This window comes from Burkholderia sp. Bp9012, from assembly GCF_003853825.1.
Taxonomy (GTDB): domain Bacteria; phylum Pseudomonadota; class Gammaproteobacteria; order Burkholderiales; family Burkholderiaceae; genus Burkholderia; species Burkholderia diffusa.
On record NZ_QTQA01000020.1, the window covers coordinates 14147 to 36141 of the forward strand.

Genomic DNA, 21995 nt, shown 5'->3' on the forward strand with positions numbered 1-21995 from the left:
ACGTGCAGGGAGTCGCGAAATGAGCAAGAAACTTATCCTCGGTGCAGTTCTCGGTGTAGCGGCGCTGGCAGCTTCGGGCGTCGCATCGGCCCACGTCGACCTGTCGGTCGGGATCGGTGTGCCAGGCGTCTATGCGGCGCCCGAGCCGGTCTACGTCGCGCCGCCGCCGCCGGTGATGTACGCGCCGGTGGGCTATCGCGACGACGACTGGCGTGCGCGTCAATGGCGTGAACACGAGTGGCGTCGCCGTGAATGGCGCGAGCACGAGTGGCGCGAGCGCGCCTGGCGTGACGGCGACGGCTGGCGCGGCCGCTGGAACTGAACCGGGCGGCCGGCTCACGAGAATACTGATCACGACGACAAGAGGAGAGTGATCGCATGATGCCCATTCGACACATCAGGTCGTGCGCAGCGGCCGCCGTCGTTGCGCTCGCAACGATCGGCAGCGCGCACGCGGCAGGCTGCATGAAGGGCGCGGTGGTGGGCGGCGTCGCCGGCCACTACGCGGGACATCACGCCGTGGTCGGTGCGGTCGGCGGCTGTATCGTCGGCCACCACATGGCGAAGAAGCACGAGCAGGAGATGGCGGCGCAGCGCAAGGCCGCCGCGCAGGGCGTGCAGCCGGCGCAATAAGCGCGCTCACCGGCGGAAACGGCGCGACAGCGCCGTTCCCGCCTTTCATCTTGCTTCGTCCGACGACGGCCGGCCGCGCATTCCGCGCACGCATCCGGCATGTCGCACATTGATCCGACGAATGCGCATCACGCGCACCGTTACGATCATTTACAACGTCGAGTCGCGCGGAAATCGCGTGTTCCTAGAATGCAATCATCCGAACACGCTCCAGGGAGCAAACAATGAAAACGCAACGATATCTGTCCGTACTGGCCGCCGCGCTCCTCGCACTCGGTGCCGTTTCCGCGAATGCCGCGGCCGGTGGCAACGGTGGGGGCAACGGCGGTGGTCATGGCGCTGGCGGCATGGGCGGCAACGCCGGCGGCATGTCCGGCGGCCACATGAGCGGCGAAGCGCTGAGCAACTCGAACGGCTTCCGCTCGGGCGACCGCGACAAGGGCCTCGCGCGTGCAGCCGACCGCTCCGACACGATCGCCGATCGTGCAGGCACGCAGCCGGGCCACGGTCATGGGCACACGCACGGCCATACCGCGCATGCGTCGACGTCCACGCATCACGCACATCGCAACGCGTTCGGCCGCACGCTGTAACTGCGGCGCACGCATGGGGAGGAAGGGCGCTTCGGCGCCCTTTTTTTCATGGCGGTGGCGAAACGGAGGTGTCGCGCGCCGGCGTCGCATCGACCCCGATTTGCAACCAGCGGTAACGACGCGCGCGAACCGGCGAGGATACGAATCGCTTTCATTCGGATGACAAACGGATTCGCCGTAACCGGATCGATGAAATGAAAAAAGGGCGGCTCGTCGCCGCCCTTCGTTTCAGCGTCCCGCGCCCGCCAGGGGCGCGACGGCTGCAACCGGCTCGAACAACGCATCGGCCTGCCTGACGCGCACGAACCGCGCGGCCTCTCCGCCGTCCACCAGCGCACGGAAATGCGCCTCGCCGCACACGAGCTTCGCGCGCTCGTGCTCGCTCGTCACGTCGCCGTCGGCATTCGGCGTATCGACGACGAAATACAGCCGCTCGCCGCCGTCCTGCTCCGCGAGCACCGCCCAGTCCGGGTGATAGCTGCCGAGCGGCGTCGGCACGCGGAACCACGCGGGCAGTTTCGCGTACAGCTTCACGCCGTCGTGCGCTTCGAGCGCATCGGCGAACGCACGCTCCGCGTCGGTCTCGCACACGACCGCTTCGTGGATCGACTTCCGCGCATCGGGCCGCAGGTTGCGCAGGTAGCCGGTCAGCGCCTCGCTCTCGAACGACTCGAGCGTATGCACGTGGCGCTCGCCAAGCTTGCGGTACGCGATGCCCGCAACCAGCGCGAGCCGCTTGCAGCGGTTGATCGCATCGGCGGCCAGCGCGATGAACTGCTGCGGATTCACGCGGAAGTCGTCGAGCCGGCCGCTGTCGGCCAGAATCGTCGCGAGAGAGCGGCGCGTGAGCTGCGTGCGGTCCTGCAGTTCGGTGAGCAGGTCGGGAAGCGGCAACTCGCCTTCGTCGATCAGCACCGTGCCGGCGCCCGCCACCTCGATCGCCTCGATGCCGGCCTTGCCGATATCGATCTCGGCCTTGCGCCACTGCAGCCGTGCGCGCGCGATGTCCGGCGCGTCGCGCAGCGCGGCCGTGCAATCGCGCACCAGCTTCGCGTTGTCGAACTCGACGCTGTACACGGTGCGATGGCGGATGCGGTCCCACAACGCCCGGAAGTCGTCGCCGAACACGACTGCCTTGCCCGACGCATCGCGCCGCAACGCGATCGCGCGACGCTCGTCCGCATTGCGCACCGCGAAGCGGCCCGACAGCTTGCGCAGCGTCGCGACGATGGGCGCGCGCAGCGACTCGAACGCGTCGGGCAGCACGAGCGCGCTCTGGCGCAGCGCATCCTTCAGCCGGTCGAGCACCTTGCCCTGCGCGTCGACGTAGCCCTGCTCATGCAGATGCGTCCACAGCGCGCGCGACAGCTCGATGCCGAGCGCGTGCGCGGGCCCGTCGCCTTCCTGCACCGGCAGTGCCGCGAACTGGTGTTCCTCGACGATGCCGAAACGGATGCCCGTATCGGCCTCGATTTCCTTCTGCAGGTTCTCCGCGAACGACTCGTAGCGCTCGGTCGCGATCACGGTGAGCGTGTTCACGCCCGGGTCGCGCACGCGTTCGCCGTCCTGGTCGACCGCGAGGCGCAGCCCGCGGCCGAGCGTCTGGCGCCGCTCGCGTTCGGTCTGGATGTCGCGCAGCGTGCAGATCTGGAACACGTTCGGGTTGTCCCAGCCTTCCTTCAGCGCCGAGTGCGAGAAGATGAACTTCAGCGGCGTGTCGAACGACAGCAGGGCTTCCTTCTCGCGCATGATGAGGCCGTATGCGCGCTCCGCGTTCTCGCGCGCCGCGGCGCTGCTTTCGCTCGTGTCGGTCCAGCCGCCCTTGCGGTCGATCGAGAAGTAGCCGTTGTGCGCGCGCTCGACTTCGAGCGCGACGTCGACGCCGTCGAACAGCGCACGGTAGGCCGGCACGCGCGCCGCGCGCGCATATTCCTCTTCGAAGATCAGCGCGTAGTCGCCCTTCACGGGCATCCCGTTCTCGTCGTAGCGGCGATAGCGCTCGACCGAATCGACGAAGAACAGCGACAGCACCTTCACACCACGCTCGGCCAGACGCAATTCCTTGTCGAGGTGCTCGCGGATCGTGCGGCGGATCATCTCGCGCTGCACGGCGAGCGTGTCGATGTCGCCGAACGCCTCGCCGAGCGACAGGAACGCCTCGCCTTCCGGATGGCGCAGCTCGACGTATTCGGCACCCTTCACCGCATGCACTTCGCCGATCCGCAGCCCCGCGTACAGCGCGCGCTTGGTCAGGCGTTCGAGATCGTCGCCGTCGGTCGCCGACACGATCTGGCGCTTCACGCCGGCCGCGGTCGCGACGTCGAGCTCGATGCGCGCGCTGATCGCGCCGCGCCGGTTCGACACGCTGACAAGCCGCACGTACGGCTTGTTGTGCGCGTCCTCGACGATCGCCGACGCGATCTCGATCTGCTTGACGAGCTTGCGCTCGTACGCGTCGACCGCGTCGAGCCGGTACACCATGTGGTGGCGGTCGACGTGCGTCGCCGAATATCGCAGCGTGCAGAGCGGCGCCATCGCGGCGAGCGCTTCGCGCCCGCGCCCCTCGAGCCCACCGTCGACGCTTTGCGGCTCGTCGACGATCACGATCGGCCGCGTCGCGCGGATCAGGTCGATCGGCTTCTCGCCGCCGGTCTTCTCGCTGTCCTTGTAGAGGTTGTTGATCTCTTTCTTGTTGATCGCGGCGACCGTCATCACCATGATCTGGATCGCCGCGCTCGCCGCGAAGTGGCGCACCTGGCCGAGCTTCGCGGAGTCGTACAGGAAGTAGTCGTACGGCACGCCCGCGTACAGCGCGCGGAAATGGTCCTCGGTGATCGAAAGCGTCTTGTGCACGCCTTCCTTGATCGCGATCGACGGCACGACGATCACGAACTTCGTGAAGCCGTAGCGGCGGTTCAGCTCGAAGATCGTGCGCAGGTACACGTAGGTCTTGCCGGTGCCGGTCTCCATCTCGACGGTGAAGTCGCGTGAGCCGGGCAAGCCGGACGGCGGCAGCCCGCCGCGCAGCTGCACGTCGGCGAGATTGCGTGCGAGCGCGTCGTCGGTCAGCGACAGCCGGTTGCCGACGCCTTGCTCCGACACCGCGAAGCCGAGCGAGCCTTGAGCCGCAGCCGTGGTGCCGGGCGCGGCGTTCGCGAGCACGCTGAAGTCGCCGCGATACGATTCCTGGCCGCGAAACAGGTCGCAGACGGCGTCGATCGCCTCGCGCTGGTAGTCGAGATCCGCTTCGAAATGCAGCCGCATCACAGGCTCCGCACGCGCTTCACGCCATGCTGTTCGAGCAGCGCGGCGAGATTGAGCTTCGCGACGTCGTCGACGAAGCCGCTGTCGCGGAACAGGCACGTGACATCGCGCGTCGCGCCCGTCGCGTCGAGCAGTTCGACGATGCCGTCGGCGAGCGGGCCCGCGTCGTCGCGCGAAATGCGCGCATCGAAGCACGCGACGATCGAGCGGCCGATCAGGTGCACGGTCTTGCCTGCGATCGCGTGATGCTCGACCGGCGTGCACAGGTCGAGGCCGAGCTTCAACGTCAGCTCGGCGAGCAGGTCGTCCTCGCTGCGGCCGGTCTTCACGTGCTCGACGGACGCGAAGAGCGCATGGTCGAAGTCGTCGCGGCGCGGATCCCACTCGATCACGTTGGTGGTGTCGAGCCGGTACACGCGAAAGCCCAGGTCGCCATAGCTTTCCGGATAGTCGCGCGCCACTTGCTGGGCCGCGCGGCGCAGGCGCTCCTTCGTGATTTCGGCGAGCGTCGGCGGCTTCTTCAGCTTCGCGCAGAAATCGGCGGCGGCCAGCTGCGTCTTGTCGCGGCGGTCGAGTGCCTCGGGCAGTTGCACGAGGATGTAGCGGCGTGCGCCGCCGTCGGTCGCGTTCACCTGCATCACCGCGTGGCCGGTCGAGCCGGAGCCGGCGAAGCAGTCGAGCACGATGTCGTCGCCGCGCGTGCACCAGCCGATCACGGCCGCCGCGAAATCGACCGGCTTCGGCTGGTCGAACGGGATGCCGAGTGTCTTCAGCAGCGCGTCGTCGGAGCCGGCGAACGGCAGCACCGACGGCACGTTCTCGTACATGTTCTCGTCGAGGTAGTAGATCCGCTGCGGCTGCGTGGTTTCATCCGGACCGAATTCGATCTGGCCGCGCTCGATCAGCGCCTGCATCGTCGCGGGCGGGTTGCGCCAGCCGCGCGCCGGCATCGCGCACGGCTTGCCGGTGACCGGGTGGATCAGCGGCGTGAAATATTCTTCCGGGGCCTTCTTCTTGTTCGGCCATGCCATCGACACGAGGCGGTACACGCGCCCGTCGGCCGACAGCCGGTCGTACATCACCTCGCCGCCCGACAGGTTGGTCTGCGCCTTCATCCATGCGCGGTAGGCCTTTTGCGCATCCTTCACGTTGCCGCTGCGGTACACCGCGTCGTGCGCGGCATCCAGCATGCGCTGCGCGTTGCGCTTCGGGCGCCTCAGCGGCGCCTGCTCGAGCAGCGTCTCGGCGTTGCGCGCGAACAGCACCAGCGATTCGTGCTGGTACGCCACGCCGCGCGCATCGCCCTTCGGGTTGCGCTTGTCCCACACGGCCACCCCGAGCTCGTTCTCCTCGCCGAAGATCTCGCGCAGCATCAGCACGAGCGCATGCACTTCATGCTCGTCGATGTGCACGGCGATCAGCCCTTCGTCGGACAGCAGCGCGTGCGCGAGCTTCAGGCGCGGATACATCATGTTCAGCCAGTCGGTATGGAACCGGCCGTTCGCCTCGGTGTTGGTGCTGCGCTTCACGCCGCCTTCGGTCTGGCCCGTCATCGCCAGGTAGTGGCGGATGCTGTCGCTGAAGTCGTCCGGATAGACGAAATCGCTGCCGGTGTTGTACGGCGGGTCGATGTAGACGAGCTTCACCTTGCCCGCGTAGCTCTTGTGCAGCAGCTTCATCACGTCGAGGTTGTCGCCCTCGATCACGAGATGGCGCGTGTCGTCCCACGCGACGCTGTCGCCGGGGCACGGACGCAGCGTGCCCGTGGACGGCGTGAGCGCGGCCTGGCGCGCGCTGCGCTTGCCGTGCCAGTGGAAGCCGTAGCGCTCGTCGGCGTCGCCGACGGTGCGCTCGCCGACCAGCGCCTTCAGCACGTCGACGTCGACCGACGCGCCGTCCGGGCCTTCGGTCACGAGTTCGGGGAACAGCGCCTTCAGGCGCGCGACGTTGTCGGCGGTGAAATCCGTCGACATCGCCTGCGGGCTCGCCGCATCGAGTTTCTGCATCGTTTTTTCCATCGGAGCCCGGCCGTGTGCGCCAGGACGTCGGGCGCACTCACGGCACCGGCGGCAATGGCCACCCGGGCAAACCCGAAACGCTAGCGAGTCGGTCGGCGCAGGTCAAGCACCGATGTGAGGCGATCGTGCGGGCATCGGCCGCGATCGCCCGTCCGACGGGCCGCAAGCGGCTTCGGGCCGGGTTGTCGCAGCGCCGCGCACATGGGGCTTCCGGGATACCCCGCACCGGCCGAAAACGACGAAAAAAGGGCACGTTCAGCGCAATGCGCCGGCGTGCCCGCATGGAGAATCCCGAACGAAGGGCACGGCCGGGGCGCGCCCCGGCCGCGGGGTCAGAAACGCGTGCGGATGCCCGAGGTCAGTTCGAGCTGGTTCTTCGCGCCGAACGTCGACGACACCGTGTAGCCGCCATGCAGCTTCATGTAGTCGCCGGCCAGGTACAGCTCGGTGCGCTTGCTCAGGTGATAGAACACCGACCCGTAGATCGTCTCCTTGAAGCCGTTGCCGACGCCGTTCGTCAGGCTGAACGCACCGAGGTTCGCGTTCGGCACGAAGCCGTCCGAGTTGTACGCGGCGTTCTTGACGCGCATCTGCTGGTAGCCGAGCTCGTAATCGAGCGGGCCCTTCGGCGCGATCTTCATCGACACGGTCCACGAATCGTCGTGCCGCTGGCCGAGCGAGCCTTGGTCGCCGTTGTAGCGGAAGTAGCCGGCATTCAGGCGCACGATGCTGAACGCGTAGTTGCCGCCGACGGAGAACGTCTGGTTCGTGAAGCCGCCGTGATTCACGTGGTTGTAGAAGCCCGACACGGCGAACGGCCCACCGTTGTAGCCGAGCGCGACCTGGTACGCGGAGCCGGTCGCGAACGCGGTCGAGTTGCTGAACTGGTAGCCGGCGCTCGCGAAGATGCCGTTGCTGAACAGCTTCTTCCACGCGAGGCCGTTGTTGTAGCGCGTGCCGGTCGGGCCGGCCGCGTAGAAGATCATCTGCTTGAAGTTGTTCGAGTTGGTCCAGCCGCCTTCCTCGGTCGTGAGCTTCGCGGAACCGTACGCGTCGCCGTAGATCGCCGATGCGTCGCGTGCGATCGTGTTCTGGAAGCCGGCCGTCAGCTTGCCCAAGCGCTCGTCCTCGACGCCAACCCACGCGTCGCGGTCGAAGATCTGGCCTTCGTCTTCCATCTGGCCGTTCGCGACCACGAATTCGCTTTCGAGGCGGAAGATGATCTTCGTGCCGCCGCCGATGTCCTCGGCGCCTCGCAGGCCCCAGCGGCTGCCGCTGAACCACGGTTCGCCTTCGTTGCCCATGCCGATTACGTGATTGCCGTTCGCGTCGGCGTGGGTACGATAGGTCGGAAAGCTCAGGTCCATCAGGCCGTAGAGCTGCACGCTCGACTGCGCGTGCGCCTGGGTGCCGGCGCACAGGCCTGCCGCCGCGATGGAAAGGGCAAGGGTTTTTCGTTTCAAGATCGTCTCCTCCGAGCTGCCGCATTGAAATCTGTTCGTTGGCAGTACGTAATGTATGCCGGTTGTTGCCGGCCACAGCGAGGGGGCCGGCGTGTAGCATCGTAGAGGGTGCAATCCTTCACGCCGCTTTCCCGGAGGAAAGAATCGGATCGGTGAAAACACCGAACGCGCAATAATCGTGAATCGGGCAGGCGGGCGAACGCGAGCCTGGCCGGCAGCCAGCGGCTGCCGACACGTTACGTGCTACGAATCGAACCTGGAGGCAGGCCCGTCAGTCCTGCGCGTTCTTCTCGCGCAGGATGTAGCCGAGCCCGCGCAGCGTGATGATCTCGGCCGTGCTGCCCGCGAGATGCTTGCGCAGCCGGTGGATGTAGATGTCGATCGCATCCGCGCTCGGTTCGTCGTCGAGCGCGAACACGCTGTCCATCAGCCGCACCTTCGACACCGTCTTGTTCTGCTGCAGCATCAGCGTCTCGAGAATCGCATGCTCGCGGCGACGCAGCGCGAGCACCGCGCCCCCGCAACGGAATTCGCGCGTGCCGAACGCGTAGACGAGATCGCCGCACACAAGCTGCGTCGTGCCGACGCCCGCCTGCCGGCGGATCAGCGCGCGGATCCGCGCGACCAGCTCGCGCGACTCGAACGGCTTGACCACGTAGTCGTCGGCGCCCGCGCCGAAGCAGTCGACCTTGTCGTCGACCGAGCCGTGCGCGGTCAGCATCAGCACCGGCACGTTGTCGTTGCGGCGCCGCAATCGCGCGAGCACTTCCTTGCCGCTGATGCCCGGCAGCCGCATGTCGAGCAGCACCGCGTCGTAGCGTTCGGTCTTCAATACCGTGTCCGCGCGCTCGCCGTCGCCGACGCAGTCGACCGCGAAATCCTCGCCGCGCAGCAGGTTCACGATCCAGTGCGCGAGTTCGGCGTTGTCTTCGACCAGCAGGAGTTTCATGGCGACTTCTCTTCAGGCGTATGCGGGCAGCCGCACGGTCACGACGATACCGCGATTGCCGGGCCCCGGCGCGAGCGACGCGCTGCCGCCATGCGCCTGCGCGATCTCGCGGACGATCGCGAGGCCCAGGCCCGAGCCTTCGGTGTCGGCCGACACGCGGTAGAACCGCTTGAACACGTGCGGTCGCGCTTCGGCCGGAATGCCGGGGCCGTTGTCGACCACGTCGAGCACGACGGCGTCGCCGTCGCGCCGCGCGGCGACCGTCACGCAGCCGCCCGGTTGCGTATAGCGCACCGCGTTGTCGACAAGGTTCATCACCAGCGCGGTCAGTAGGCTGTCGCTGCCCGCGACGTCGAGCCGTTCGCCGAGATCGGCGCCGAGATCGATGTCGCGCCGCTGCGCGAGCACGATCGTTTCCTCCAGCACGCTCGACACGACGGCGGCGAGATCGACGCGATGCGTGAGCAGCGTCGACGGCGTCGCTTCCGCGTGCGCGAGCAGCAGCAGCTTGTCGGTCACATCGGCCATCTTGCGGCTGCTGCGCTGCATGCTGTCGAGCACCGACGCGAGCTCCACATCATTGTGCTCGCGCTGCTGCGCGTACTGGATCTGCGTGTCGAGCACGGCGATCGGCGTACGCAGCTGGTGCGCGGCGTCGGCGATGAAGCGGCGCTGCGTGGCCGTGTGCGTATTGAGCCGCGCGATGCACTGGTTGATCGCGTCGACGATCGGCCGCAGCTCGTGCTGCAGCCGCTCCGGGCGAATCGGCTCCAGTTCCATCGGCCCGCGGTCGGCGACGTCGTCCTTCAGCTTCATCAGCGGGCGCAGCTCGAGCGTGAGGCCCAGATAGACGAGCACGACCGCGAGCACCAGCATCAGCGACAGGCGCACGAGTTGCGGCCGCCAGATCGTCGCGATCATCGCGTCGTACGAGCGCGTCGTCTTCGCGACGACCACCGTGACCGTCTCGATCTTGCCCTCGTTGTACAGCTGGCGGTCGTAGACCACTGCGCGCAGCGGCACGCCGTCGAGCGCCGTGTCGTACAGCGTCGGCTCGATGCCGTGCCGTTCGGGCAGGGCGAGCGCCGGATTGCCGGTGAGCAGGCGCTCGCGGCTGTCGACCACCTTGTAGTAGACCGAATCGGCCGACGGCGACTCGAAGATCTCCAGCGCGGCGGGCGGCACGTCGGCCGCCAGATAGCCGTCGCGCCATTCGACGTCCTCGCCGATCGTGCGCGCGGACGCGACGAGCGCGCTGTCCTGCACGAGCCCGGCCGTGGTCCGCGCGGTGTCGTACGACATCGCGCCCGCGATCAGCACGAACACCGCGAGCGGCAGCAGCAGCCACCACAAGAGCCGCCCGCGCAGGCTGTGCGCCATTCCTTCTCCTCAATGCCGAACCGCGCCGGGGCAACCGGCGCGGCTCTGGCGTGTCATCCGATGCGTGCGCTGCTCAGAACGCGGCGGGGCGCCACTTGAGCAAGCGTTTCTCGAGCCAGGTCAGCAGGTAGTCGGCGGCCAGCGCGACCACGGCCAGCACGATCATCGCCGCGAACACGCCGCTCGCGTTGAACGCGCCCTGGGCGGTGGAGATTAGCAGGCCGATGCCCTGCTTGGAACCCAGGAATTCGCCGACGACCGCACCGACCAGCGCGAAGCCGAAGCTCACGTGCAGGCTTGCGAGAATCCACGAGAGCGCGGACGGGATCACGACCGACGTGGTGATCTGCCGGCGCGACGCGCCGAGGATCTGCGCGTTCGCGATCAGGTAGCGGTCGGCTTCGCGCACGCCCTGGAACGCGTTGCCGAACACGACGAAGAACACCATCACGACGGCCAGCGCGATCTTCGACGCCATCCCGAGGCCGAGCGCGATCACGAAGATCGAGCCGAGCACGACGCGGGGAATCGAGTTTGCGATCTGGATGTAGAGGCCGAACACGTCGGCCATCAGCTTGTTGCGGCCGAGCACGATCCCGCAGATCACACCGGCGACCGAACCGATCACGAAGCCGATGCCGGTTTCCTCGAGCGTGACCCATACCTGCGTGAGCAGCGGCCCCTGCGACGTGCCGTTCGCGAACCAGTCCTGGAGCTGCGCGAAGATCAGCGTCGGCTGCGAGAAGAAGAACGGATCGATCCACTTGAGCCGCGCGGCGAGTTCCCAGCCGCCCAGCACGAGCACGAGCACGGCGATCCGCAGGCCGATGATCAGTTGCCGGCGGCGACGCAGCCGGGTTTGAGCGGCGCGCGACTCGTCCTCGAGCGACGTTGCCGGAATGGCGGTGGGGGGAAGCGTCATGTCGGTCATGCTCCTGTCCTGTCCTTGCTGCTGTCAGCCGATCTGCACTTCTTCGCGCAGGTCGTGCCAGATGTCCTTGGAAATTTCGATGAAGCGCGTGTCGTAGCGAATCTCCGACGTGACGCGCGGGCGCGGCAGGTCGATCTCATACACGCGCTTGAGCGTCGCGGGGCGCGCGGTCAGCACGAACACGCGGTCGGCGAGCGCGATCGCCTCCTCGAGGTCGTGCGTGACGAACACGACCGAGCCCTTGTTCGCGGACCACAACTGCAGAAGTTCGTCCTGCATCAGCGTGCGCGTCTGCATGTCGAGCGCGGAGAACGGCTCGTCCATCAGCAGGATTTCCGGCTGGTTGATGAAGGTCTGCGCGAGCGCGACGCGCTTGCGCATCCCGCCGGAGAGCTGATGCGGATAGTGTTTCGTGAACTTGTCGAGGCCGACCTTGCGGATCCATTCCTCGGCCTGCGCGTACGCGACGTCCTTCGAGCGCCCGCGAAACAGCGGGCCCGCCGCGACGTTGTCGATCACGTTGCGCCACGGGAACACGGCGTCGGCCTGGAACACGAAGCCGATGCGCGGGTCGATCCCGTCGACCGGGCGGCCCATCACGCGCACCTCGCCCGACGCCGGCTTGAGCAGGCCGGTGATCAGGTTCAGCGTGGTCGACTTGCCGCAGCCGGTCGGCCCGACGATCGCGATGAACTCGCCGCGTGCGACGCTCATGCTGAAGTCGCGCAACGCGACGGTGGCCTTGCCTTCCGGCGAAATGAAGCGGCACGACACATTGCGAAACTCGATCGCCGGTGTGCTCGGGGAAACTGCCTGATTCATCGCATTCGTCCTGCGGGTGAGGAGGGCGCCGCATCGTGGCGACGCCGGGCCGGTCAGCCGGGCCGGAACGGGGAACGCGCGACGGCGGGATCGCCGCCGCCGGCGCCTGTGCCGATATCGATTACTTCGCGTTCACGAAATCGTTGGTGTAGGTGCGCGCCAGGTCGATGTGCTTGCCCTTCACCGATGGGTTGAATGCCGAGAGCACCTTCAGCACGGTCGCCGGGCCGTCGGCCGGCATCTTCGCGTCGGCCGTGTACATCGGCAGCGACGCTTTCAGCGCGGACACGTACAGCGCCTTGTCCTTCTGGTAGTCGGCCGGCATCTTTGCGGCGATCTCCTCCGCGCTGTGCGTGTGGATGAACTGCATCGTCTTCGCGAATGCGTGCGCGAGCTTGGTGGCCTCGGCCTTGTGCGAATCGGCCCACGCCGACTGCACGTACAGGCTCGCGGCCGGATAGGTGCCGCCGAGCGCGGCGCGCGTGCCGTCGACGGTGCGCATGTCGACGAGCACCTTCGCGTCGCCCATCTTCTCGAGCGCGGACACCGTCGGCTCGGTCGTCATCCCGGCGTCGATGCGGCCCTGCTTGATCGCGGCGATGAAGCTCGCATCGGCGCCGACCGGCAGCATCGTGTACTGCGTCGACGGCACGCCGTGCGCGAGCGCGAGGTATTGCGTGAGGAAGCTCGTCGACGAGCCGAGGCCGGTTACGCCGAGCGTCTTGCCTTTCGCGTCGGCCATCGACTTGAAGGTGGGGGCGGCCTTGGTCGACACCATCTCGACCTCGCCCGGCACCTGGCCGAACACGGCGATCGCCTTCACTTCCTTGCCTTTGCTCTGCAGGTCGATCGTATGGTCGTAGAAGCCGACGACGCCCTGCACGGCGCCCGCCAGCAGCTCGTTCTCGGCATCGACGCCGGCCGGCTGCGACAGCAGCTCGACGTCGAGCCCTTCGGCCTTGAAGTTGCCGAGCTCCTGCGTGAGCCGCGCGGGCAGGTAGATCAGCTTCGCGATCCCGCCGACCATGATCGTGATCTTGCCGCCGTCGTCGGCGAAAGCGGGATGAGCGGCAAGCGCGCAGCTCAGGCTGGCTGCAACGGCGAGGGTGCGCAGGATGGGTCGCATCGGGGTCGTCTCCTTCGTTGTATTCGTATGGCGCGATGCTTGCTGCATCGTCATGACGAGTATAGGGAGGCGAAACCTTCCGCAACCTTTCGTGAGCTGGCGATTCCTTTAGGGGTTTTCCAGCAACGAAGGGCCGGAACAGGCGGGAAACGGGGCGGGACGCGCTCAGCGCCAGCCGAGCAATACCCGCCCCATCGCATCGAGCCCCATGTCGAACAGGTGCGACACGAACGGCACGAGGTTCGGAATCATCAGTTGCACGAGCAACAGCCCGACCAGCATCGTGACCGGAAAGCCGATCTGGAAGATGCCGATCTGCGGCGCCGCGCGGTTCAGGATCCCGAGCGCGAGGTTCGCGATCAGGAGCGCCGCGACCACCGGCAGCGCAAGCAGCAGCCCCATCTCGAACACGGTCGCGCCGAATGCTGCGACCGTGCGCCAGCCGGGCGCGTGCAGCAGGTCGGCCGACACCGGCAGCGACTGGAACGACGCGGCCAGCGCCGCGAACACCTGCAGGTGGCCGTCCACCGCGAGGAACGCGAGCATCGCGATCGCGTTCAGGAAACGGCCCATCGCCGGCGTCGCGCCGTTCGAATGCGGGTCGAAGAAGGTCGCGAAACCGAGTCCCATCGACAGGCCGATGAAGTCGCCGGCCGCCTCGACGGCCGCGAACACGATCTGCATCGTGAAGCCCATCGCCACGCCGATCAGGAACTGCGTGACGACGATCCAGATGCCCTGCGCGGAGAACACGGTGACGGCCGGCATCGCGCCGAGGGTCGGCGCGACGACCAGCGCCATGAACGCGGCGAGGCCGATCTTCACGCGCACGGGCACCGCCGCGTGGCCGATCATGGGCGCCGTCGCGACGAGCGCGAGCATCCGCACGAACGGCCACAGGAAAGCCGTCAGCCATCCGTTGAGCTGCGCGTAGGTGACCGAGAACATCGCGGGGTAAAGGAGCCGGGCGCGCGGCTCAGCCGGCGCCGAGCGTCGCGACGTGCAGCAGCGTCTGCCGCAGGTAGTCGAGCATCGTCGTCAGCATCCACGGGCCGGCGATCACGAGCGTCGCGGCCACCGCGAGCAGCTTCGGGATGAACGACAGCGTCGATTCGTTGATCTGCGTCGCGGCCTGGAACAGGCTCACGACGAGGCCGACCGCGAGCGCGACCAGCAGCAGCGGGGCAGCCAGCAGCAGGCCGACCATCATCGCCTGGTGCGCCAGCGTCATCACTTGTTCGGGCGTCATCGCGCGCTTCCTCCGCTTACGTGAAGCTCTGCGCGAGCGAGCCGATCAGGAGCTGCCAGCCGTCGACGAGCACGAACAGCATCAGCTTGAACGGCAGCGACACGGTGGACGGCGACACCATCATCATCCCCATCGACATCAGCACGCTCGCGACGACCATGTCGATGATCAGGAACGGGATGAAGATCGTGAAGCCGATCTGGAAGCCGGTCTTCAGCTCGCTCGTGACGAACGCGGGGACCAGCAGCGACAGCGGCACGTCTTCCGGGCCCTGCATCGGCGCGGCCTTCGAAATCTTCGCGAACAGCGCGAGATCGGTCTCGCGGGTCTGCTTCAGCATGAAGCCCTTGAACGGCGCGACGCCACGCTGCACGGCCTGCTCCATCGGCATCGCGCCGTCGGAGAACGGCTTGTAGCCGTCGGCGTACGCGCGGTCGAGCACCGGCGACATCACGAAGAAGGTGAGGAACATCGCGAGGCCGACCAGCACCTGGTTCGGCGGCGTCGTCGCGGTGCCGAGCGCCTGGCGCAGCAGCGACAGCACGATGATGATGCGCGTGAAGCTCGTCATCATCAGCAGCATCGCCGGCAGGAACGACAGCATCGTGAGCAGCAGCATCGTCTGCACGCTCAGCGAATAGGTGGTGCCGCCGTTCGGGCCCGGGCTCGTGTTGAACGCGGGCAGGCCGGCCGCCTGCGCGCATGCGAGCGCGGGGGCGAAGCCGAGGATCAGCACGGGCGCGAAGCGCGCCGCGTGACGCAGGAATTCGTGTTTCATCGAGATGCGAATACGGAAAGAGGGCGCGACGCCATGTCAGCGGTCCTTGCCGCGCCCGAAGCGCTTCGCGGCTTCGCCCGCGAGCGCGTCGCGAAACCGCGCGCCGAACGTGCCGCTCTGGCCGCGTTCGTCCGATACGGCCTGGGCGGAGGCGTCGGCCGGCGCCGGCGCCGTTGTTACCGCCGCCGAGCCGGCCGGCAGCGTATGCAGCAGCCGCACGTTGCCCGGTGCGACGCCGAGCACGAGCCAGGTATCGCCGATCTCGACGATCGTCGCGCTTTCCTTCGCGCCGAGCCCGACGCTCGACACGACCTTCAGCGGGCCGCCGCGCCGCGCGGGCTGGAAGCCGAAGCGGCGCGCGAGCCACGCGCAGCCGAACACGAGGCCGATCACGACCGCGAGCCCGACGAGCGTCTGCAGCACCGCGCCGACGCCGAGCGACGGCACGGCCGAGCCGACTGTCACGCTCGACGCGATGGCGCCGGCGTTGTTCACCGCGTTCATGTCGGCGGCGCCGGCCGGCGCGCAGACGAACGACGCGACGATGGCCAGCGCCGCCAGGCTCGGCCAAGGATGCACGCCGCGGCCGGACTTCATGACGGTCACCGATTCAGCTTCCGGATGCGTTCGGCCGGCGTGATGATGTCGGTCAGCCGGATGCCGAACTTGTCGTTGACGACCACGACCTCGCCCTGCGCGATCAGGCAGCCGTTCACGAGCACGTCCATCGGCTCGCCGGCGAGGCCGTCGAGTTCGACGACCGAACCCTGCGCGAGCTGCAGCAGGTTGCGGATCGCGATCTTCGTGCGGCCGAGCTCCACGGTCATCTTGACCGGGATGTCGAGAATCATCTCGATGTCGTTGTGCGTCGAGCTGGCCGCGGCCTTCGACAGCGGCTGGAACACGCCGGCGCCGGTCGCGCCCGCCTGCACCGGCTGCTGGTTCTGTTCGGCGAGCGCGGCGGCCCAGTCGTCCAGGCCCGATTCCTCGTCCGCCGCGGCGGGCGCCGCCTGCACGGCTGCGGCCGATTCGGCGAGTGCCGCGTCGGCGAGCGCCTGCGGGTCGAGTTCGGGCGTCGGGTTCAGCTCACTCATATCCACCTTCCTTCATCGTGTCGCCCGCGCTGATCATCTTCTGCACGCGCAACGCATATTGACCATTGAAAATGCCGTAGCCGCATTCCATCACCGGCACGCCATCGACCTTCGCCGTGATCGTGTCCTCGATCTCCAGCGGCAGCACGTCGCCCGCACGCAGGTTCAGGATCTTCTCGAAGGTCGACGGGATCTCGGCGAGATCCGCGCTCAGCTCGACCTCGGCCGACTGCACCTGCTGCGACAGCACGCGCACCCAGCGGCGGTCGACCTCGAGCGCCTCGCCCTGGATCGGCGACGCGAGCACGTCGCGGATCGGCTCGACCATCGAGTACGGCATGCAGATGTGCAGCGTGCCGCCCGTCGGCCCGAACTCGATCGAGAACTGCGTGACGATCACGATCTCGTTCGGCGTCGCGACGTTCGCGAACTGCGTATGCATCTCCGAGCGCACGAATTCGAACTGCAGCGGCCGCACGCTCTTCCACGCGGTCGTGTAGTGCTCGAACACCAGGTTCAGCAGCTTGCCGATGATCCGCTGCTCGGTGGCCGTGAAGTCGCGGCCCTCGACGCGCGTGTGAAAGCGCCCGTCGCCGCCGAACAGGTTGTCGACGACGAAGAACACGAGGTTCGGGTCGAACACGAACAGCGACGTGCCGCGCAGCGGCTTCACGTGCACCAGGTTCAGGTTCGTTGGAATCGGCAGGTTGCGGGTGAACTCGCTGTACTTCTGCACCTTCACCTGGCTCACGGAGATTTCCGCCGTGCGCCGCATGAAGTTGAAGATGCCGATCCGCAAGAGGCGCGCGAAGCGGTCGTTGATGATCTCGAGGCCGGGCATCCGGCCGCGGACGATCCGCTCCTGCGTCGCGATGTTGTAGGGGCGGACGCCCGACGTGTCGCGCTGCTCGTCGACTGAATCGGTTTCGCCCGTGACGCCCTTGAGGAGGGCGTCGACCTCCTCCTGGGACATGAACTCCTGGTGGCCCATGCGCGCTCCTTGTCCGGCCGCGTTATTGGACGACGAATTCGGTGAACAGCACGTCGTCGACCTTCGCGCGCTGGTTGCCCGGCTGCGTCGGCTGTTCGATCAGCTCCCGCAGTTCCGTCGCGAGCGAACGCTTGCCGTCCGGCGTCGCGAGATCCTCGGGATGCTTGTTCGACAGCGCGAGCAGGATCCGGCTGCGGATCTCCGGCATGCGCGCGGTCAGCTGCTCCTGCGCCTTCGGGTCGGTGAGCTTCAGCGACAGGCCGACGCGCAGGTAGTGCTGCACGCCGTCGTCCGACTGCAGGTTCACGGTCAGCGGGTCGAGCGGGAAGAACACCGGCGCGGCAAGCGGCGCCGGTTCGGCGGGCGCGCTCGCATGGCCGACGCCTGCCTTGCTCAGGAACACGTACATGCCGCCCGCGGCGGCGGCGGCCGCGCCCAGCGCGATGACGGCGATGAGCGCGATGCGCTTGAACTTGCCGGACGAAGCCGGCTTGTCGGCGGTCGGGTTTGCGGTCGTGGAGGCCATGTGAGTGCGTGCGTGATGTCTCGTAGCATGCATTGTTCGGCATCCGGGCCGAGCCCGATGGGTGGAAAAGAGGGGGGAATTGCGGCTATCTCAGCCGATTGTCGGCCGGGTGTCGGCTCGATGCAGGGCGGGAACGGCGGGGCGAGGCGCGGCCGGCGGGCGCCGGGGCAGCGAGGCGGAGCGGGCTGACAGCGGCGCCCGCCCGCGCATCGTCAGATCGGCAACAGCGACAAGAGCGGCGCGATCAGCACCATCGCGACGCCCGCGATCATCATGGTGAGGCTCGACACGACGCCTTCCTCGCTGCCGATCTCGCGCGCCTTCGCGGTGCCCACGCCGTGGGCGGCCGCGCCGAACAGCGCGCCGCGCGCGAGCCGCGTGCGCATCGGCACCAGCGCGAGCACGATTTCGCCGAGCAGCATCCCGCAGATGCCGGTCGCGATCACGAAGAGGGCGGTGAGGTCCTTCGGTGCATGGATCTTGTCGGATACGGCGAGCGCGAACGGGGTCGAGACCGAGCGCGTCATCAGCGAGCGCTGCAGCTCGGGCGACAGGTGCAGCAGCTTCGCGAGCAGCAGCGACCCGCATACGCCCGCGCCGATCCCGACCGCGACGCCGACCGACAGCGACAGCCAGTGGCGGCGGATCAGGTCGCGGTACTCGTAGATCGGCACCGCGAACGCGATCGTTGCCGGGCCGAGCAGCCACATCAGCCAGCGCGTGTCGCGGAAGTAGACCGAGTACGGGATGCCGGTCAGCAGGACCAGCAGCACCAGCACGCCAGGCACGAACACGAGCGGCGAGAACAGCAGCGTCTTCCTGTACGCGTAGAGCCGCTTCGACACAAAATACAGGACGACCGTCAGCACGAAGCAGCCGACGGAGATCGCGGTATTCACCTGGTCGGCGGACAGGTTCGACAGCAGCGCAGGCATCCCGGGCTCCGGCTCAGTGGGCGGTCACGGCGGCGAGGCGCGCGCGGCGGCGCTCGGCGAACACGCGCTGCGCGGCAAGCCGGCGTTCGAGCTTCGCGGCGAGGTCGACCGCCACTGCCACCGCGACCATCACGAATGCGGTGCCGGCGAGCATGACCAGCGCGATACGCCAGCCGTCCTCGCGGAACAGACCGCCGTACTGGACGGCCGCGACGGCGGCCGGCACGAAGAAGAGCAGCATGTCGGACAGCAGCCAGTTCGCGCCGTCCTTGACCCACGCGGGCGCGACGCGGCCCGAGAACAGCAGCGCGAGCAGCACCGCGAGGCCGATCACGCCGGACGGCACCGGCAGCCCGACCGCACGCACGGTCCAGTCGACGGCCATCCACAGCACGCCAAGCGCGGCGGCCTGAAGCACGATCCGGCCCGTACGCGCAACGTTGCCCGAAGCGGCAGGGCGGGCGGCGGCAGTAGCGATCGGCTTGTTCATGGCGGGCTCCATACAGGTATTTCGTCGATGGTGTGAGTATAGGGTTTCCCCTAACCATAAATAAAATGACTTGTCTCTATCCTTGTCATTCCAATTCGGAATTCAGTTGTGTTCGCTGCACCAATCTGGGGAGTGATCGATGGAATTGCGCGCGCTGCGGTACTTCGTCGAGGTGGTCCGTCAGCAGAGTTTTACGGCGGCCGCCGATCGGCTATTCGTCACGCAGCCGACCATCAGCAAGATGGTGAAGGCGCTCGAGGACGAGATCGGATCGCCGCTGCTGCTGCGCGACGGCCGGCAGATGGTGCTGACCGACGCCGGGCGGATCGTGTTCCAGCGCGGCCAGGATGTGCTCGCCGCGCAGGCGCAGCTGCAGTCGGAGCTGAAGGATCTCGGCACGCTCGGGCGCGGCGAACTGACGATCGGCATTCCGCCGCTCGGCGGGTCGCTGTTCACGCCGATCATCGCCGCGTACAAGCAGCGTTATCCGAACATCGAGCTGAAGCTGTTCGAGCAGGGCGCGCGGATGATCGAGGCCGCGCTGATGTCGGGCGAGCTCGAGCTCGGCGGGCTGCTGGAGCCGGTCGATCCCGCCACGTTCGAGCGGTTGCCGATGGTGCGCGCGCCGCTATGGCTCGTCGCGCCGCGCGAGTCGCGCTGGGAGGACCACAAGGCCGTGCCGCTCGCCGATCTCGCGCGCGAGTCGTTCGTGTTCTACGCGGAGAGCCTCGCGCTGCACGATGCGGTGCTCGACGCGTGCCGCCAGGCCGGCTTCACGCCGTCGATCGTGAGCCGCAGCGGACACTGGGATTTCATGGCGGCCCTCGTGCACGCGGGCGTCGGCATCGCGCTGTTGCCGGAGCCGTACTGCCGGCGGCTCGACGCGCGGCAGTTCACGTGCCGGCCGATCGTCGAGCCGGAAATCACGTGGGCGATCGCGCTCGGCTGGCTGAAGAAGGGTTATCTGTCGCACGCGGCGCGTGCATGGCTCGAGGTCGCGCGGGCGACGCTGCCGATCGCGTCGGGCGACGATCTGGCCTTCGGCGGATTGCTGGCGCGGGAGTGAGGCCGCGACGGAAGGGGAACGGGGGGAGGGGCCGACGCGGCCCCCCGCGCGTTCAGTGCCCCATCGCCGGTCCCGCGCCCTTCTTCGGCTTCGTGATCCACACGAGCGCCGCGAGCGCGATGAACACCCCCGCCGACAGGTGGAAGAAGTCGTTGGTCGCCATCATGAAGCCTTGCTGCGTGACGAGCTGGTTGAGCTGCGCGTTGGCCGTCTGGCCGACGATCCCGAGCTGCGCGAGCGCGCCCTGGTAGTCGGTCGTGTTTTGCGCATAGATGCTCACCGATTCCGACAGCCGCGCGTGATGGTAGATCGCGTCGTTCTCCCAGAACGTCGAGCTGGCCGCGGTGCCGATCGCGCCGGACAGCGTACGCAGGAAGTTCGACAGCCCCGACGCGCTCGCGAGCCGCTCGTCGGGGATGCTCGACAGCGTGATGGTCGTCATCGGCACGAAGAAGCATGCGACGCCGATCCCCTGCACGAGCCGCGGCAGGATCACGTGGTTGAACGGCACGTCGAGCGTGAACGTCGAGTTCCAGACCGACACGCCGGCGAACACGATGAACGCGAAGCTCGCGACCATCCGCAGGTCGAGCCGGTGCATGTTGCGCCCGATCAGCGGCGACAACACGAGCGCGAGCAGCCCGACCGGCGCGGTCGCGAGGCCGGCCTTGCCGGCCGTGTAGCCCATCACCGTCTGCAGCCACAGCGGGAAGATCACGACCGAGCCGAAGAACGCCATGAAGCCGAACGAGATGATCATCGCGCCGAGCGCGAAGTTGCGGTCCTTGAACAGCGACAGATCGACCACCGGTTCCTTCTCGGTCGCCTCCCACACGAGCATGAACGCCAGCGATACCACCGCGATCAGCGCGAGCGCGACGATGAAGGTCGAGTTGAACCAGTCGCGGTCCTTGCCGAGGTCGAGCATCATCTGCAGGCACGACACGCCGATCACGAGCAGCGCGAGGCCGACCGCGTCGATCCGCTGCTTCGTCGTCTTCGTCTCGCGGCCGCGCAGCAGGAAGTACGCGCAGGCCGCCGAAAAGATCCCGATCGGCAGGTTGATGTAGAAGATCCACGGCCACGTGTAGTTGTCGCTGATCCAGCCGCCCAGCAACGGGCCGAAGATTGGCGCGACGATCACCGTCATCGCCCATAGCCCGAGTGCGAGCCCGCGCTTCGCGGGCGGATAGGTGCGCATCAGGATCGTCTGCGACAGCGGCACCATCGGCCCCGACACGAGGCCCTGCAGCAGCCGGAACGCGATCAGCGTCTCGAAGTTCTCCGCGAGGCCGCACAGCGCCGACGCGATCGTGAACGCGAGCACCGACAGCGTGAACAGGCGCACTTCGCCGACCCGCCGCGCGAGCCAGCCGGTCAGCGGCACCGCGATCGCGGACGCGACCGAATACGACGAGATCACCCACGTGCCTTCGCTCGTCGCGACGCCGAGGCTGCCCGAGATGGTCGGCACCGCGACGTTCGCGATCGACGTGTCGAGCACTTCCATGAAGGTGCCGAGCGCGAGCCCGACGGTGAGGAGCGCGAGCGCGCCGCCGGTCAGCGGCGCGGGTTCGGCGGCACGGGGCGCGGCGGATGCCGTGGTGGCGGACATCGGAATCTCCTAGACGCGGCGCGCGCAACGCGCCGGCACAGCGCACGGGCGCACGATACCGCGCGGCCCGGC

At 67.7% G+C, this 21995-nt stretch carries 22 protein-coding genes; 4 read left to right on the forward strand and 18 right to left on the reverse strand.

Annotated features, from left to right (window positions below):
- Positions 1–19: 19 nt before the first annotated feature.
- The 3 genes from DIE11_RS24960 (at position 20) to DIE11_RS24970 (ending at position 1226) form a co-directional block, all read left to right on the forward strand.
- The gene (locus tag DIE11_RS24960) at positions 20–322 is read left to right on the forward strand and encodes a hypothetical protein (protein ID WP_059448027.1); all 303 of its coding nucleotides are present in this window, start codon (positions 20–22) and stop codon (positions 320–322) included.
- A gap of 56 nt (positions 323–378) precedes the next feature.
- Positions 379–633, forward strand: a complete 255-nt coding sequence (locus DIE11_RS24965) for a hypothetical protein (protein WP_124627843.1) — start codon at positions 379–381, stop codon at positions 631–633.
- Positions 634–857: 224 nt separating this feature from the next.
- Complete coding sequence (locus DIE11_RS24970; RefSeq protein ID WP_059602214.1) at positions 858–1226, forward strand: hypothetical protein; 369 nt, start codon at positions 858–860, stop codon at positions 1224–1226.
- 228 nt (positions 1227–1454) lie between these two features.
- Here DIE11_RS24970 and DIE11_RS24975 read toward each other — a convergent pair whose 3' ends face one another.
- The 17 genes from DIE11_RS24975 to DIE11_RS25055 form a co-directional block, all read right to left on the reverse strand.
- Entirely contained in the window at positions 1455–4490 is a 3036-nt protein-coding gene (locus tag DIE11_RS24975) for a type III restriction-modification system endonuclease (RefSeq protein ID WP_124627844.1), read from the reverse strand.
- The gene (locus tag DIE11_RS24980) at positions 4490–6508 is read right to left on the reverse strand and encodes a site-specific DNA-methyltransferase (RefSeq protein ID WP_124627846.1); all 2019 of its coding nucleotides are present in this window, start codon (positions 6506–6508) and stop codon (positions 4490–4492) included. The genes DIE11_RS24975 and DIE11_RS24980 overlap by 1 nt, the downstream gene beginning before the upstream one ends.
- Before the next feature lie 332 nt (positions 6509–6840).
- Positions 6841–7971, reverse strand: a complete 1131-nt coding sequence (locus tag DIE11_RS24985; protein ID WP_124627849.1) for a porin — start codon at positions 7969–7971, stop codon at positions 6841–6843.
- 271 nt (positions 7972–8242) lie between these two features.
- Positions 8243–8920 carry a response regulator gene (locus DIE11_RS24990; protein WP_059602202.1) on the reverse strand — a complete coding sequence of 226 codons (678 nt, stop codon included), beginning with the start codon at positions 8918–8920 and terminating at the stop codon, positions 8243–8245.
- Positions 8921–8932: 12 nt separating this feature from the next.
- Positions 8933–10300, reverse strand: a complete 1368-nt coding sequence (locus tag DIE11_RS24995) for a sensor histidine kinase (RefSeq protein WP_124627851.1) — start codon at positions 10298–10300, stop codon at positions 8933–8935.
- 73 nt (positions 10301–10373) lie between these two features.
- Positions 10374–11231 (reverse strand): ABC transporter permease, encoded by an 858-nt coding sequence (locus DIE11_RS25000; protein ID WP_108064675.1) that lies wholly within the window; start codon positions 11229–11231, stop codon positions 10374–10376.
- Between the two features lie 24 nt (positions 11232–11255).
- The gene (locus tag DIE11_RS25005) at positions 11256–12053 is read right to left on the reverse strand and encodes an ABC transporter ATP-binding protein (RefSeq protein ID WP_027788757.1); all 798 of its coding nucleotides are present in this window, start codon (positions 12051–12053) and stop codon (positions 11256–11258) included.
- A 121-nt stretch (positions 12054–12174) separates the two neighbouring features.
- A complete protein-coding gene (locus DIE11_RS25010) occupies positions 12175–13179 on the reverse strand; it encodes an ABC transporter substrate-binding protein (RefSeq protein ID WP_124627853.1) in 1005 nt (334 codons plus the stop codon).
- Positions 13180–13344: 165 nt separating this feature from the next.
- Entirely contained in the window at positions 13345–14127 is a 783-nt protein-coding gene (gene fliR, locus DIE11_RS25015) for a flagellar biosynthetic protein FliR (RefSeq protein ID WP_124627855.1), read from the reverse strand.
- A gap of 28 nt (positions 14128–14155) precedes the next feature.
- Positions 14156–14428, reverse strand: a complete 273-nt coding sequence (fliQ, locus tag DIE11_RS25020; RefSeq protein ID WP_006750427.1) for a flagellar biosynthesis protein FliQ — start codon at positions 14426–14428, stop codon at positions 14156–14158.
- Positions 14429–14444: 16 nt separating this feature from the next.
- Positions 14445–15206 (reverse strand): flagellar type III secretion system pore protein FliP, encoded by a 762-nt coding sequence (fliP, locus tag DIE11_RS25025; RefSeq protein WP_124627857.1) that lies wholly within the window; start codon positions 15204–15206, stop codon positions 14445–14447.
- A gap of 36 nt (positions 15207–15242) precedes the next feature.
- Entirely contained in the window at positions 15243–15812 is a 570-nt protein-coding gene (gene fliO / locus DIE11_RS25030) for a flagellar biosynthetic protein FliO (protein ID WP_409364582.1), read from the reverse strand.
- The gene (gene fliN, locus DIE11_RS25035; RefSeq protein ID WP_124627861.1) at positions 15809–16300 is read right to left on the reverse strand and encodes a flagellar motor switch protein FliN; all 492 of its coding nucleotides are present in this window, start codon (positions 16298–16300) and stop codon (positions 15809–15811) included. Before fliN ends, fliO begins: the two co-directional genes overlap by 4 nt.
- Complete coding sequence (gene fliM, locus DIE11_RS25040; protein ID WP_059465946.1) at positions 16293–17291, reverse strand: flagellar motor switch protein FliM; 999 nt, start codon at positions 17289–17291, stop codon at positions 16293–16295. The genes fliN and fliM overlap by 8 nt, the downstream gene beginning before the upstream one ends.
- Positions 17292–17313: 22 nt before the next feature.
- Entirely contained in the window at positions 17314–17850 is a 537-nt protein-coding gene (fliL, locus tag DIE11_RS25045; RefSeq protein WP_059602185.1) for a flagellar basal body-associated protein FliL, read from the reverse strand.
- A 179-nt stretch (positions 17851–18029) separates the two neighbouring features.
- The gene (locus DIE11_RS25050; protein ID WP_059531328.1) at positions 18030–18752 is read right to left on the reverse strand and encodes an LrgB family protein; all 723 of its coding nucleotides are present in this window, start codon (positions 18750–18752) and stop codon (positions 18030–18032) included.
- A 13-nt stretch (positions 18753–18765) separates the two neighbouring features.
- A complete protein-coding gene (locus DIE11_RS25055; protein WP_059602183.1) occupies positions 18766–19242 on the reverse strand; it encodes a CidA/LrgA family protein in 477 nt (158 codons plus the stop codon).
- Positions 19243–19381: 139 nt separating this feature from the next.
- Between DIE11_RS25055 and DIE11_RS25060 the strand changes: the two genes are divergently transcribed.
- Positions 19382–20308 (forward strand): LysR family transcriptional regulator, encoded by a 927-nt coding sequence (locus DIE11_RS25060; protein WP_059531322.1) that lies wholly within the window; start codon positions 19382–19384, stop codon positions 20306–20308.
- Between the two features lie 52 nt (positions 20309–20360).
- On the opposite strand, the gene DIE11_RS25065 is transcribed toward DIE11_RS25060, so the two are convergent.
- A complete protein-coding gene (locus DIE11_RS25065; protein ID WP_124627864.1) occupies positions 20361–21923 on the reverse strand; it encodes a DHA2 family efflux MFS transporter permease subunit in 1563 nt (520 codons plus the stop codon).
- Between the last annotated feature and the right edge of the window lie 72 nt (positions 21924–21995).

Excerpts from the sequence above, each read along its gene's own strand:
- fliP (WP_124627857.1), bottom strand. The coding sequence starts at position 15,206 with ATGAAACACGAATTCCTGCGTCACGCGGCGCGCTTCGCGCCCGTGCTG.
- DIE11_RS24970 (WP_059602214.1), top strand. The coding sequence starts at position 858 with ATGAAAACGCAACGATATCTGTCCGTACTGGCCGCCGCGCTCCTCGCA.
- DIE11_RS24960 (WP_059448027.1), top strand. The coding sequence starts at position 20 with ATGAGCAAGAAACTTATCCTCGGTGCAGTTCTCGGTGTAGCGGCGCTG.
- fliQ (WP_006750427.1), bottom strand. The coding sequence starts at position 14,428 with ATGACGCCCGAACAAGTGATGACGCTGGCGCACCAGGCGATGATGGTC.
- DIE11_RS24975 (WP_124627844.1), bottom strand. The coding sequence starts at position 4,490 with ATGCGGCTGCATTTCGAAGCGGATCTCGACTACCAGCGCGAGGCGATC.
- DIE11_RS25065 (WP_124627864.1), bottom strand. The coding sequence starts at position 21,923 with ATGTCCGCCACCACGGCATCCGCCGCGCCCCGTGCCGCCGAACCCGCG.
- fliL (WP_059602185.1), bottom strand. The coding sequence starts at position 17,850 with ATGCATGCTACGAGACATCACGCACGCACTCACATGGCCTCCACGACC.
- DIE11_RS25050 (WP_059531328.1), bottom strand. The coding sequence starts at position 18,752 with ATGCCTGCGCTGCTGTCGAACCTGTCCGCCGACCAGGTGAATACCGCG.
- DIE11_RS25055 (WP_059602183.1), bottom strand. The coding sequence starts at position 19,242 with ATGAACAAGCCGATCGCTACTGCCGCCGCCCGCCCTGCCGCTTCGGGC.
- fliM (WP_059465946.1), bottom strand. The coding sequence starts at position 17,291 with ATGGGCCACCAGGAGTTCATGTCCCAGGAGGAGGTCGACGCCCTCCTC.
- DIE11_RS25005 (WP_027788757.1), bottom strand. The coding sequence starts at position 12,053 with ATGAATCAGGCAGTTTCCCCGAGCACACCGGCGATCGAGTTTCGCAAT.
- DIE11_RS25010 (WP_124627853.1), bottom strand. The coding sequence starts at position 13,179 with ATGCGACCCATCCTGCGCACCCTCGCCGTTGCAGCCAGCCTGAGCTGC.
- DIE11_RS24990 (WP_059602202.1), bottom strand. The coding sequence starts at position 8,920 with ATGAAACTCCTGCTGGTCGAAGACAACGCCGAACTCGCGCACTGGATC.
- DIE11_RS24965 (WP_124627843.1), top strand. The coding sequence starts at position 379 with ATGATGCCCATTCGACACATCAGGTCGTGCGCAGCGGCCGCCGTCGTT.
- DIE11_RS25060 (WP_059531322.1), top strand. The coding sequence starts at position 19,382 with ATGGAATTGCGCGCGCTGCGGTACTTCGTCGAGGTGGTCCGTCAGCAG.
- DIE11_RS24995 (WP_124627851.1), bottom strand. The coding sequence starts at position 10,300 with ATGGCGCACAGCCTGCGCGGGCGGCTCTTGTGGTGGCTGCTGCTGCCG.
- DIE11_RS25000 (WP_108064675.1), bottom strand. The coding sequence starts at position 11,231 with ATGACCGACATGACGCTTCCCCCCACCGCCATTCCGGCAACGTCGCTC.
- DIE11_RS24980 (WP_124627846.1), bottom strand. The coding sequence starts at position 6,508 with ATGGAAAAAACGATGCAGAAACTCGATGCGGCGAGCCCGCAGGCGATG.
- fliN (WP_124627861.1), bottom strand. The coding sequence starts at position 16,300 with ATGAGTGAGCTGAACCCGACGCCCGAACTCGACCCGCAGGCGCTCGCC.
- fliR (WP_124627855.1), bottom strand. The coding sequence starts at position 14,127 with ATGTTCTCGGTCACCTACGCGCAGCTCAACGGATGGCTGACGGCTTTC.